General features: G+C 48.5%; 10 protein-coding genes. 8 read left to right on the top strand and 2 right to left on the bottom strand.

What is annotated here, in order from left to right; translation table 11 throughout:
• Position 1: 1 nt before the first annotated feature.
• Together QZ176_RS01200 and QZ176_RS01205 are read left to right on the top strand one after the other, a co-directional pair.
• Entirely contained in the window at positions 2 to 2,449 is a 2,448-nt protein-coding gene (locus QZ176_RS01200; RefSeq protein ID WP_295150546.1) for a molybdopterin-dependent oxidoreductase, read from the top strand.
• 236 nt (positions 2,450 to 2,685) lie between these two features.
• The gene (locus tag QZ176_RS01205) at positions 2,686 to 3,402 is read left to right on the top strand and encodes a hypothetical protein (RefSeq protein ID WP_295150549.1); all 717 of its coding nucleotides are present in this window, start codon (positions 2,686 to 2,688) and stop codon (positions 3,400 to 3,402) included.
• Between the two features lie 276 nt (positions 3,403 to 3,678).
• On the opposite strand, the gene tpx is transcribed toward QZ176_RS01205, so the two are convergent.
• On the bottom strand, positions 3,679 to 4,203 hold the full coding sequence (gene tpx / locus QZ176_RS01210) for a thiol peroxidase (protein WP_295150552.1): 525 nt from the start codon (positions 4,201 to 4,203) through the stop codon (positions 3,679 to 3,681).
• 89 nt (positions 4,204 to 4,292) lie between these two features.
• Between tpx and QZ176_RS01215 the strand changes: the two genes are divergently transcribed.
• The 3 genes from QZ176_RS01215 (at position 4,293) to hutX (ending at position 7,005) form a co-directional block, all read left to right on the top strand.
• On the top strand, positions 4,293 to 5,771 hold the full coding sequence (locus QZ176_RS01215) for an NINE protein (RefSeq protein WP_295150553.1): 1,479 nt from the start codon (positions 4,293 to 4,295) through the stop codon (positions 5,769 to 5,771).
• Between the two features lie 60 nt (positions 5,772 to 5,831).
• The gene (locus tag QZ176_RS01220) at positions 5,832 to 6,275 is read left to right on the top strand and encodes a DUF805 domain-containing protein (RefSeq protein ID WP_295150557.1); all 444 of its coding nucleotides are present in this window, start codon (positions 5,832 to 5,834) and stop codon (positions 6,273 to 6,275) included.
• A gap of 217 nt (positions 6,276 to 6,492) precedes the next feature.
• The gene (gene hutX / locus QZ176_RS01225) at positions 6,493 to 7,005 is read left to right on the top strand and encodes a heme utilization cystosolic carrier protein HutX (RefSeq protein ID WP_295150559.1); all 513 of its coding nucleotides are present in this window, start codon (positions 6,493 to 6,495) and stop codon (positions 7,003 to 7,005) included.
• A 264-nt stretch (positions 7,006 to 7,269) separates the two neighbouring features.
• Here the strand turns inward: hutX and QZ176_RS01230 are convergent, their stop codons facing one another.
• Positions 7,270 to 7,704: an Imm12 family immunity protein gene (locus QZ176_RS01230; protein ID WP_295150562.1), complete on the bottom strand. Its 435-nt coding sequence runs from the start codon at positions 7,702 to 7,704 to the stop codon at positions 7,270 to 7,272.
• Between the two features lie 381 nt (positions 7,705 to 8,085).
• Between QZ176_RS01230 and QZ176_RS01235 the strand changes: the two genes are divergently transcribed.
• From QZ176_RS01235 to QZ176_RS01245, 3 genes are read left to right on the top strand one after another with little or no spacing between them, the layout of a single operon-like run.
• Positions 8,086 to 8,685 carry a disulfide bond formation protein B gene (locus QZ176_RS01235; RefSeq protein ID WP_295150564.1) on the top strand — a complete coding sequence of 200 codons (600 nt, stop codon included), beginning with the start codon at positions 8,086 to 8,088 and terminating at the stop codon, positions 8,683 to 8,685.
• A gap of 20 nt (positions 8,686 to 8,705) precedes the next feature.
• Positions 8,706 to 9,314: a cytochrome C gene (locus tag QZ176_RS01240; protein WP_295150567.1), complete on the top strand. Its 609-nt coding sequence runs from the start codon at positions 8,706 to 8,708 to the stop codon at positions 9,312 to 9,314.
• Positions 9,311 to 11,827: a molybdopterin guanine dinucleotide-containing S/N-oxide reductase gene (locus tag QZ176_RS01245; RefSeq protein WP_295150570.1), complete on the top strand. Its 2,517-nt coding sequence runs from the start codon at positions 9,311 to 9,313 to the stop codon at positions 11,825 to 11,827. The genes QZ176_RS01240 and QZ176_RS01245 overlap by 4 nt, the downstream gene beginning before the upstream one ends.
• The last annotated feature ends 362 nt before the right edge of the window (positions 11,828 to 12,189 follow it).

A 12,189-nucleotide genomic window follows, 5' to 3' on the forward strand; every position in this document is an offset into this window, starting at 1 on the left:
GATGAAAAGGCGAGACTTTTTAAAGGCAGGGATTTTAGGCGCAAGCGCAGCAAGCGCTAGCAGGATCGAGGGGGTAACGCAGACGATTTTTGATAACAAAAAGGTATTCGGCGCGAACAGATTCGGTACTTTTTGGCTAAATTTAAACTCGTCGCAGATCGTTTCGGTAAGCGAATTTGAGGGCGATAAATTTCCAAACACGATGAATTATAGCCTGCCCGATAATATCCAAAACGAAAACCGCGTGCTCTATCCGATGGTGCGCAAAAGCTATCTAAAGGCAAAAGGCGCGGCAAAGAGCGAACTGCGCGGCAAAGAGGAGTTCGTGCGCGTTAGCTGGGACGTAGCGCTTGATCTAGCGGCGAAGGCTTTGAAAGAAAATTTCGACAAATACGGCGCCGAGGCGATCTACGGTGAGTGCTATTGGTGGGGCGGTAGCGGTAAGATCGGCTGGGGACGCACCGTAGCACACCGAATGCTTAAAATTTTAGGCGGCTACGTAGAGGAAAGCGGCGATTACTCCACCGGCGCGGGGCTTGTTATAATGCCTCACGTGCTTGGCTCAAGCGCCGTTTACGACGCGCCTACTACGTGGAAAGCGATCGTCAAAAACGCTAAAAACGTTGTATTTTGGGCGACCGATCCTGTAGTAACCAATCAAATTTCATCCATTCCGCCTACGCACGACGGTTATATCGGCATGCAAGAGCTTAAGAAATCGGGCATCAAAACTTATAGCGTAAACGTAATGAGAAACGACACCGCGCGCTACTACGGCAGCGAAGATATCATCGTGCGCCCAAATACCGACACCGCGCTCATCATCGGCATGTGCCATTATCTGTTTACGAACAACCTCTACGACGAGGAATTTATCAAAAAATACACCGTCGGATTTAATAAATTTAAAGCGTATTTTCTAGGCGAGAGCGATAAAATCGTAAAGGACGCAGCTTGGGCGAGCAAAATTTGCGGGCTTAGCGAGGAGGCTATTGCGAAATTTGCTACGGCGCTTGCAAAGGAGCCGACCACGATCCTAATCGGTCGCGGTTTGCAGCGCGCAGATCACGGCGAGCAGCCTTTCTGGGCGCTAGTGGCGCTTAATGCGATGCTGGGATATATCGGCAAGGAGGGTCTCGGCTTTGAATTTAGCCTGGGCTACGGTTCTGCAGGCGCTACGAATAAAGTGGCTCCGATTTTAAAAGGGCTTAGCACGCGCATAGATGAAAAATATGAAAACACGGGCTCTGCGCCTTGGAAAAACGCGAAAAATATCACTATCCCGTCCTCTCGCAGTATCGAGGCGCTGGAGCATCCGGGCAAGCAGATTGACTACGACGGCACCAAGATCAAGCTGCCGCATATGAGAGTCGCATATATGGCGTGCGGATCGATGTTTACGCGCCATCAAGACGTGAATAATATCGTCAAGCAGTGGCGCAAATTTGATACCGTTATCACCGCCGAGCCTTACTGGACGAGCACGGCGAGGCTTAGCGATATTGTGCTTCCCGTCGCTGTCGAGGTCGAGCGCAACGACATCAACCAAACTGGCGCTACGGGCGAATATATAGTCGCTTACAGGCCCGCAATCGAGCCGATGGGCGAGAGCAAGAGCGACTTTTGGATCTGCGAGCAGATCTGCAAGCGCTGGGGATACGGCGAGGTCTTTAGCGATGGCAAGGATGAGCTAGGATGGATGAAGGAATTCTACGCCGATGCCGTAGAGCAAGCCAAAGGCCTAAATATAACGATGCCTAGCTTTGAGGAATTTTACGACAAGGGCTTCGTGCGCTTTGAAAAGGACGACGAGAGCAGCGCGCTATACACGCGCCTTGCGGCATTCCGCGAAAATCCCGCCAAAAACCGCCTAGGCACCCCATCTGGCAAGATTGAGCTTTACTCGCCAACGATCGCCAAGATGGGCTATGCCGACTGCCCGCCGATGCCTACTTGGATCGAGCCGAAAGAGTGGCTGGGGGATGCGAAAAAGACGGCGAAATACCCGATTCACATCGTAAGCCCGCACTCTCGCTACCGCTTGCACAGCCAGCTAAACAACTCGATCATCAGAAATTTCGCCGAGGTTAGCGGCAGAGAGCCGGTGCTTATCAATCCAAAAGACGCCGAAGCGCGCGGGCTTGCGAACGGCGACATCGTGCGCGTGTTTAACGACCGCGGCGAAATACTAGCGGGCGTGCTCATCACCGACATCGTGCCCGAGCGCGTTGCAGCGATCTGTGAAGGCGCGTGGTACGATCCCGAGGTTTGGGGCGAGAAAAGCCTCTGCCAACACGGGTGCGTAAACGTGCTTACGTTTGACAAAGGCACGTCGAGTCTCGCACAAAGCAACTCGGCTCACACCGTGCTTGCCCAAATCGAGAAATTTAAGGGGGAGATTAGGCCGATACAGGCGTTTGGTAAACCTAAAATTTTGCAGTCGCTATAAAATTTAGCGCGTCGTCTTTTAAGCGTCTTTGAATGAGCTAGAAAATTTCGCCCTGCGACAGGCTAATTGCCTAGTCTTGGGACGAAATTTTCGTCGCAACATTCAAATCCATCTTAAAATACTTCCGCTTGTCTTTTTGCGCTCAAATTTTGTAATCCGTCAAATTTGAACGTAAATTTTGCGCGGAGTAAAAAACTCTGCTAAAATTCGCTCAAATTTAACCCAAAGGCTGCGCCGTGCAAATCCCCAATTTGATCCGAAATTTTATCCGCAAACGCATCGTTTCAGGGTGCATTTTACTGCCTTTTTTCTACCCCGACGAGGGTGAGTTTGAGAGTTTTCAGGAGGGGTATAGGCTTGCTAGCCGCAAAACGGGCGAGGAGCTAGCAGACGACGCACCAGGGCAGTGGCGCAAGAGCTGGCGGGTCATCGCGCGTAACGGCATGGACGATCCCTTTTTCGTGGATTTTGCCCTAGGCGACGCCTCGCCCGTTTACTTCGCCTATCACGGCGCGGGCTCATGGAAGCCGATCAAGGTCGCGGACGATATCGTTAAATTTGAAGAAATTTTAACCGTCCTCGCCGCGCTTAAAAAGCCCTGCTCGCTTGAAGCGATCGCGGTGCTTGCTGATTTAAACAACGAATTTTACCGCGAGCTGGCGGACGACTACGCGCAGGAAGATGAAGCGCGCGAGGAGCCGGGATATAAATATTTCAGCGTTTTCATCGAGGATCTGGGCGCGGACAAGGTAAAAACGCTAGTGTTTTTAAAGAAATTTTTTGACGACGAGAGCTTTGCGGCGACTAAAGATAGGACGCTAAATCTGTCGCTTTGCGTATTTAGCGGCATAGAGGAGATGGCGTTGTCGCTGCAAGACAAACTCGCCTCGCTCGGGGTGAAATTTTATGCCTGCGAGATCTCCTTTAGCGAGTTTATCGCGCGGAGTAGTTAAGCGGGCAAATTTTAAAATTTTAACTCCCGCTATGGCTAAATTTAAAATCTAGCAGCAGGCGATCCTATAAATTTCGTGCTTGTTCGCTTGTTATTGCTGTGCGTTAACAGATTTGCGTACGCTGGAGCACAAATTAAAGCGTAAAATCAAAATGTAAAATTGAAGTAGAATTTTAAGCGCCCTACTTCGTTTTTTACTTGCAGTAGGGCGAATTTGCTTAAAGTAGTGAACTAAAGCGAGGCGAAAATTATCCAAACCTTGGATCTATTATCTTGCTCAGTTAGAGCAGCTGTTGCGAGCGACGAGCTCTGCAAAATCTAGCGCTGCGTCGTAGTCGGGCTCAGAGGCTATGTCGCTTACGAGCTCTTTATAAACCACGACGCCTGCGGTATCTATGACGAAGATCACTCTGGCGCTAAGACCTGCTAATGCACCGCTGGCGATTAGGGTGCCGTAGCGGCGGCAAAATTCCTTATCGCGGAAATCGCTTGCAACGCGTAGATTTTTGATCCCCTCAGTCGTGCAAAACCTCCCCATCGCAAACGGTAAATCCATCGAAACGACGATTACTTCGGTGTTAGGAAGCGATGCGACGCGCTCGTTGAACTTGCGTGCCTCCGTCGCGCAGACGGGCGTATCTAGCGACGGCACGGCGACGATGATTTGCACGTGCTTGCCGCTAGCGATCTCGATTTCGCTTAGATCTTGAGCTACTAAGCGCACTTGCGGCGCGCGATCGCCTAGATTTATCTCTTGCCCGCTTAGCTCTACGGGCTTTCCTTGGAATGTTACTGTTGGCATTTTTGTCCTTTGTTTTGAATTTGTAGCGGCGAATATACAGAAATTCCTTAAATTTCAGGTAAAATTGCTTTAAAAATCAAGGAGAGCAGATGGGCGAAGATATTTGGGGCAGCAGCAGCAATCCTGCGTCGCTAGCTAGCATAAGACGTAAAAGCGGCGAAGAAAAAAAGTCCCTGGATGAGAAACCACAGGAGCAATCTGAGAATTTAGATTTAGCGCAAGAAGAACTTGCGGCGGATGATACTAGCGAGCAAAATTCTGCGGCTCAGAATTCTATAGAGCAAAATTCCACTTCCACAAGGCAGAATTTTACGCCACAGAATTCTATAGAGCAAAATTTAGCTTTTGCAGCTCAAGGCTTGGATGAAGAAAATTCTATTTTACGAGATTCTGCTGCGACAGGCTCTAGCGAGCAAGATTCTAACGCGAAAGGCTTGAATTCTACCGAGAATACCGCAAACTCGCAGAATTTTACAGAGCAGAATTCCACTTGGCAAAATTCAGCTTCCTCAAATTCCGATAGAATTAGCTCTACGCAAAGCTCAGCTAAGGCTTACGATCTAAATAAGGCCTACGTATTTTATATGTTCCTTGGACCTTTCGGTGCGCATAGATTTTATCTTGGGCGTATCATCTCTGCGATTTTTCAGCTTTTAGGCGGGCTGCCATTTCTCATCTGGCTTTTTTTAGTAGTGGTTGCTGTCATGTGGACGAGTATAGAAGGTAACGATTTACTGGCGCTTATAAATTCATCTCGTCCGGATTTGGGCGTGCAAGCATCAGACCTAAAGGATATAGAACAGGGCTTTTTTCATTTTATGGTTATTTTCTCGGTGCCCAATGTTTTATTTTTAATCTGGCTTATTAGCGACTTTTTTAGGTTGCCTGATATGGTGCGAAAGCTAAATGTATCCGTAGGCGTGGGAGCAATCCTGTATGTTTATACGGATGACGCTAAAGAGCAGAGCGAAAATCTATCTACTGCCAAAACTACCCTTTACATAGCATTTGGGCTTGAGGCGTTAAATGCGGTAGGCAGATATATCAAGAATGTAGATAAAGTGGGCGCGTTGGAGGGTGTCGGACTTATATCTATGATATGCCTAGCTGTGGGGCTATATTTTTTAGCGCGCGCTATACGCAGCACGGATCTGCTATCAAACGCCGTGATAGTTGGAGTTTCCTCGGCTATAAGCGCAGTAAGCACTATATTTGTAGGATTTGAATTGTTTAAACCATCAGTTTTTATGATAAGCATTTATTGCGTATGCACAGCGGTATATCTGATCTATCAGCTGCTAGTTAGTAAAGAGCTTTATGATTGCAGCGGAGAGAAAAACTATCTAAGAGCGTTTTATGTTATTGCAGCTACGGAGATAGTAACTCTAGTCTTGATAGCGCTTGACTCGCAGCTTTTCGCCTTAGTATTTGCCATAGGGTGGTTAGCTTCGGTAGTTTTAAATGTTTCGGCGGTTTATGGCACTAGAGAGGTTGCCGCTTCAAAGGGTGGCTACAATCTAGCGAATCTGGCGTATCACGTAAGGCAGATGAACGGGCGGGAGTTTTAGGTATTTAAATTTAAGGGGCGATTAGTATAATCCTATATTATTTTAAAAAAGGAGTTTTAAATGACTTTTATGGAGTCCGTACAAACTTGCATAAAGCAAAAATACGCCACATTTAGCGGGCGAGCATCGAGGTCGGAGTACTGGTGGTTTTTTCTATTTACCGTGCTTGGCGGGATTGTTTTGAGCTTGATAGATGGCGTTTTAGGCACTACGATAGGGTATAATCAAATAATAGCCGGCAGGATCGTTCATCAAGAAATCGGCATTATAGATGCGCTTTTTCAGCTAGCCATGCTAGTGCCAGCCATCGCCGTATCAGTCAGGCGATTACATGATACGGATAGAAGCGGCTGGTTTTTTCTGCTTATTTTAACGCCGATCGTGGGTGCTTTTTTCGGCGATATCGGACTTTTAGTATCATTTGTGGGTTGGATAGTGCTGCTTGTGTTTTTCGTGCAGCGCGGCGATAGCGGGTCCAATCGCTTCGGATACGATCCGCTATGATAAAGCTCTAAAGCTTTGCGGAATTTTAGAATTCTAAAATTCCGTGCAGATAAAATTCTTTGTATTATCACTTAAAATTCTACGCATAAGCACTTTGTAGCGGTAAATTTTTCTTCAAATAAGCTTTTCAAATCCTCTTTAATTGATTGCCGTTATCTGTAACTTAGAATTTTTATATTATAATGGCGCTCAAAATTTTATTTCGGAAAGGATGAAAATGAAAGAGAGAATAGAGGCGCTGTTCGCGCAAAATCCTAAAATTTCGATCGCGCAGATCTGCAAGGAGCTCGGCGCGAAGGAGATCGACGTGCTGCTAAATCTGCCCGAGCGCTTCGGCAAGAGCGCCGGTGGCGATAAATTCTGCGAGGTCATTAGGGAGCTTGAGAGCTGGGGCGAGGTGCTTTTCGTGAAAAATACGCCGAGCTTCATCATCGAGTTTAAAACCAAGATCCCAAGCGGCAAGAGCGCGCGCGGATATTATAATTTCGGTATGGGCGCAAATGGCGATGAGGCGCACGGGCTGGGCATTTTAGCAGGCCATCTAAAGACGGATGAGATTGATAAGATCATCCTCGTGACGCAGACTTTCATGGGGATGCTCTCGAAATTCGTGGGCTTTTACGACAAAGCGGGCGAGAATATTTTTAAAATTTATGTCTCGCGCGATGAGAAAGGACAGCTGCTAGCCGAGCAAGACGCGAAATTTGAAGCGCTAAAAGCCGCGATTTAGCGCTCGCGCGAGATTAATTTTGCCCTGCTCGCGCATCGCCTGCTTGAGCTTTAAAGCTCTACGGGGCGCTAACCAAGGCGCCTTAAGCTCGTCAATAAGATTTCAGGCAAAATTTTAAATTATCGTTGATGATGAAATTCCAAACTCGCCTCGTCGCTATTTTGCGTCTTAAGGGCGTTTGGAATTTCACGGGCTCGGCTAGTGTCCACTTTATCTGAAGCGGAATTTTGCCGCTTCAGATAGATAACCCTTTCAAATTTTCTTTCAACGATCTACTACTAAATTTTCAAAAACCAGGTTTATATTATCTTTGTACCGTGTATCGTCAAATTCCAAATTATTATTCGCAATTTTCCGCCCGGTAATATCTCCAAGCTCCATAAGATACTGCTTGAGCTTTTCTAAAAATTTATCTACATTCGCCCTTTTATCGGAGCTCCACTCGTCTGAGCTAAAATGAATATACGCGATCATTTTTTTGCTTTTAAGATAATATTTTGGCTGGTAAATCCCCGATTTCGGAAAATATCTCGACACTTCCCCGCTCAAACAAAGGCAAATATCGATCTTTTGCAGCGAGTGCATTTCAAAATCGCTAAAAACCCTTTTAATCTCTCGCCTTGCCGCTCTTATAATATCCGGCATATAGATCGGCACATCATCCGCCCCGCCGATAACGGCATTTATGTTAAATTTCACACGGCACCTCGTCCTTAAATTATAAAGTTATATTCTTTAAAATTTCGGTTCATTATATCATCTTCATAATATTTATTGAGCGTCGGAGTTGCCCGGGGTTTTAAATCGGTTATATTTTTTATCAAAACAGACCCGAATAAAGATAAAATTTTATAAAATCTACCATTTTAATTTCATATCTCAAAAATGTTTCGCTGTTACGCAAGGAGCGTCAAAATTTTAAAATTGAAATTTTATACGTTAAGCTTAAAGCTTATTAAACTCCGATATTTAGGGCAATGTAGACATGAATTTTTTATCTTTTACTGCTATAATTCTCTCATAAATTTAAATCTTAAGATTAAAAAGTATTCTTAAGAATTTTATAAGACGGAGGAGATCTTGAATAGATTGATCTTAAAGATTTACGCGTGGCAAAATACCGCTACGCCGTGGTTTTGGCTCTTTGTGATAAGCGCAGGCTATCTTGCGGTATCGTATTTTTTCTTTCAGCGCTGTCTTTTTATGTCGCCTACGCAGACGAGCGCTCTCGTGCGTCTGGGCTTTGCCGTAGCGGGCGTGGGCGCGCTCATCGGCTTGCTGCTGCCGTTTGGCTTCATAGCAAGGCTCGTTGCCTACGCGCTCGGCTTTGCGGGCGCGATATACGGGTTTACGCAAAGCTCCGTGTCGCACCCTGCCACAGATACCGCAAATTGCCTCGCCGCACCCGCATTTCCTTTTGCGGCGCCGCTTGATAGCCTGCTGCCGGAGCTATTTCGCCCCGCAAGCTGCACGGGCACCCCGTCCTTCCCCGCAGGTACCGCGCTTAGCGAAGTGCAGAGCTTTTTCGGCCGATTTTACGGCGAGGGATTTTATCTGGTGCCGAGCATTAAATTTGCGGACGCGGCGCAGTGCGCGCAGGTAGCGTTTGCGGCATTCGCCGTGGTTTTGGCCGTGATGTTTGCGGGCTTTTTATACGGCAGATTTACGAGAAGTTTTTAAAATTTTAAGAAAGGATAAGCATGAAGTTTTTAAATTCTATTGCGGCTGCGGCGGCTCTTGCGGCAGCGATCGCAAGCTACGCTGGCGCCGAGATTAAGGCGGGCGAGATGCTTTACGGCACGGTGCTAAAGCAGGTAAGCGTAAGTGGCGATTTGTCACACAAGGACGGCAGGCTGCTGCCCACAAACGCCATAGAGGTCTTGGAGGTTAAGGACGGAGTGGTGAAATTTTCGCTCACGGGCTATCAAAATCCAAAGGCGCCGAACGTTATTTATTTCACGCCTAAAGCGCGCATAATCGCGGTGGCGTTTTCGAAGCAGGCTAAATTTCAAAGCGAGAGCTTGGGCGAAGAGGACGGCTTTAATAAGGTTAAAATAACCGCCTACACCGACGAGGGCGCGCTAAGCGGCGACGTGGATAAAATTTTCGCCGAAGCCAAAGAAAAATTCGAAACCTCGTGTAGCGTCTGCCATGCCTTGCATCAGCCCGCAAGCTACGAGGCAAACAAATGGCCCGGCTACATTAAATCGATGCTCTCGCGTACGCCTATTAGCGAGGACGAGAGCTGGGCGGTGGTGCAATATTTACAAAAGCACTCTAAAGATGTCAATTTAAAGGAGACGAAATGAAAAGACGAAATTTTTTAAAGCTCGGCGCGGCGGTCTCGGCGCTTCCGCTCATCCCAAGCTCGATGCTTGCGGCGGATAAACTCACCGCGCTTAAGAAAAACGGCGAAATTTTAACTGCGGCGCGGTGGGGAATTTTAAAAGCGAGCGTCAAAAACGGCAAGATCGTAAAGTCCGCGCCGTGGAAGATCACCTCTAAAATTCCCAATACGCTTCAAAATACGATGGCGGATCTCGTTTATAATACGCGTATCAAGGCGCCGATGGTGCGAAAATCTTACCTCGCCGATCCCGATAATCCTAAGCCGGAGCTTCGCGGACTTGACGAATGGGTCGAGGTAAAATATGAAGACGCGATCAAACTCGTCGCGCGCGAGCTTAAAAAGACGCGCGAGCAAAAGGGCGCAGACTCGGTGTTTGCGGGAAGCTACGGCTGGCAGAGCACGGGCAACGTGCATGTCTCAAGGACGCTGCTTCATAGATTTATGAACTTAAGCGGCGGCTTTACGGGCGTCACGGGAGATTATTCTACGGGAGCGGCGCAGGTCATAATGCCGCACGTAACGGGCTCAAATCAGGTCTATGAGCAGCAAACCTCGTGGCCCGTGGTGCTTGAAAACTCCAAAGTCGTGGTCTTTTGGGGGCTCAATCCGATCTCTACGCTTCGCGTGGCGTGGACGAGCTCGGACGAGCAGGGATTTAAGTATTTCGAGCAGCTAAAAAACAGCGACAAAGAGATCATCATCATCGATCCGATCAAAACCGTAAGCGGCAAGTATTTCGAGGGCAAGGCAAAATGGATCGCTCCTCGCCCGAACACCGACGTGGCGATGATGCTGGGCATGGCGCAGCACCTCTACTCGCAGGGCAAGTACGATAAGGAATTTTTACAAAACTACACCGTGGGCTTTGAAAAATTCGTACCGTACCTCACGGGGCAGAGCGACGGCGTAGCCAAGACGCCGGAGTGGGCTAGTGAAATTTGCGGCATTAGCGCGGACGTGATAAAAGAGCTTGCGATAAAATTTTACGAAAACCGCACGATGATAATGGCGGGTTGGGGTATCCAGCGCGCTCATCACGGCGAGCAGGCGCACTGGATGATCGTGACTTTGTGCGCGATGCTGGGGCAGATAGGACTTGCCGGAGGCGGCTTCGGCTTTAGCTACCACTACGCTAACGGCGGCGCGCCTACCTGCGCGGGCGGCGTGATCGGCGGAATGAACGCGGCAAGCGTCGGGGTCGTTAAGGACGGCAAATTCCTAGGGCTTGCGCAGGATCAGAAGCAAGGCGGCGAAGCTACTCAAGCGTGGCTTGTAAATACGGCGAAGGTCGCCTTCCCTCTAGCTCGTATCGCGGACGCGCTGTTAAATCCGGGCAAGACGATCGACGCGAACGGCACAAAGATCACCTATCCGAAGATCGATTTCATCTACTGGGTCGGCGGAAATCCTATCGTGCATCATCAAGACACCAACACCAATATCAAGGCTTGGCGCAAGCCGCGCACCATCGTAGTGAATGAAATTTACTGGACGCCTACTGCGAAGATGGCGGACATCGTGTTTCCGACCACGACGGAGTATGAGCGCAACGACATTACGATGAGCGGGGACTACTCCAATATGCATATCATCCCGATGAAGCAGGTCGTCGCCAAGCAATACGGCGCGAAGGACGATTATCAAATTTTTACCGACCTTTGCAAGGCTTACGCAGACGGGCTTGCCGAGGCTTATACGGACGGCGGCAAAACGGAGATGGATTGGATCAAAGAATTTTACGAAGGAGCGGCAAGCGCCGTGAACGCAAACACCGCTTTGGGAATACAGATGCCGAGCTTTGAGCAGTGGTGGGAGAAAAACGAGCCGACGGAATTTTACGAAACGCCGGAGAGTGCTGCGTACGTGAGCTTTGAGGATTTTAGAAATGATCCCGTTTTGGAGGCTTTGGGAACGCCTAGCGGGTTAATTGAAATTTATTCCGATACGATCGCTGCGATGAACTACAAAGACTGCGGCGCGCATCCGATGTGGTTCGAGCCCGTCGAGTGGCTAGGTATGAAGGATAAGCCCGCGAAATTTCATCTGCTTAGCCTGCATCCGCTTGATCGCTTGCATTCGCAGCAGAGCAACACCTCAAATCGCAAGAGATACGCCGTCGCGGATCGCGAGCCGGTACTGATCAATACCGAGGATGCTAAGGAGCTCGGTATCAAGCAGGGCGATCTGGTGCGCGTGTATAACGCTCGCGGAGAAATTTTGGCGGGAGCCAACGTAAGCGACGACATAATGCGCGGCGTGGTGCAGATCTTTGAAGGCGCGTGGTACGATCCTAATGCCGAGGGGCTTTGCAAAAACGGAAATCCGAACGTACTTACGATCGATCTTCCTACGAGTGAGCTTGCCAACGGCAATATCGCGCACACGGCGTTAGTAAATATCGAGCTTTATAAACACAAGGCGGGCGAAGATATCAAACTAACCGCGTTTATGCCGCCTAAAGGGGCGAAGTAGGGATTGGGGGGCGGTTTAGGTTTTAAGACTGGCTCATTGCTGGCTTGGACTAGATACGCCAATCCTCTACGGGCTTTAGCCAAACTCGCCGTGGTTTTGCTATGGCGAGGCATATCAATTTCGACTTGCCGCGGCTTTATATAGTCGCGGCTGTGTATCGAGACCAATTTACTTGCTACAGCCTCGCGACTTCAACGATAGGTCGCGGAGCTGATTTAAATTTTATAGCCTTACGCTTGCAGTGATGGCTGAGTTGATTTGACTTATCGTAACTTTGAGCTGCGGCGGGCTGGAGATAACAGCGAGCAATATTTGCCTCGCCGCCCTACTCTCTATTTGCTCGTGAAATTCTCGCTAAATTT

The organism is uncultured Campylobacter sp. (genome assembly GCF_905373215.1).
In the GTDB taxonomy this organism is placed as follows: Bacteria; Campylobacterota; Campylobacteria; order Campylobacterales; family Campylobacteraceae; genus Campylobacter_B.

What these genes read in the sequence shown, in the direction of transcription:
- QZ176_RS01200 (WP_295150546.1), top strand. Translation starts at nt 2, where the DNA reads ATGAAAAGGCGAGACTTTTTAAAGGCAGGGATTTTAGGCGCAAGCGCA.
- tpx (WP_295150552.1), bottom strand. Translation starts at nt 4,203, where the DNA reads ATGCCAACAGTAACATTCCAAGGAAAGCCCGTAGAGCTAAGCGGGCAA.
- QZ176_RS01215 (WP_295150553.1), top strand. Translation starts at nt 4,293, where the DNA reads ATGGGCGAAGATATTTGGGGCAGCAGCAGCAATCCTGCGTCGCTAGCT.
- QZ176_RS01220 (WP_295150557.1), top strand. Translation starts at nt 5,832, where the DNA reads ATGACTTTTATGGAGTCCGTACAAACTTGCATAAAGCAAAAATACGCC.
- hutX (WP_295150559.1), top strand. Translation starts at nt 6,493, where the DNA reads ATGAAAGAGAGAATAGAGGCGCTGTTCGCGCAAAATCCTAAAATTTCG.
- QZ176_RS01240 (WP_295150567.1), top strand. Translation starts at nt 8,706, where the DNA reads ATGAAGTTTTTAAATTCTATTGCGGCTGCGGCGGCTCTTGCGGCAGCG.
- QZ176_RS01245 (WP_295150570.1), top strand. Translation starts at nt 9,311, where the DNA reads ATGAAAAGACGAAATTTTTTAAAGCTCGGCGCGGCGGTCTCGGCGCTT.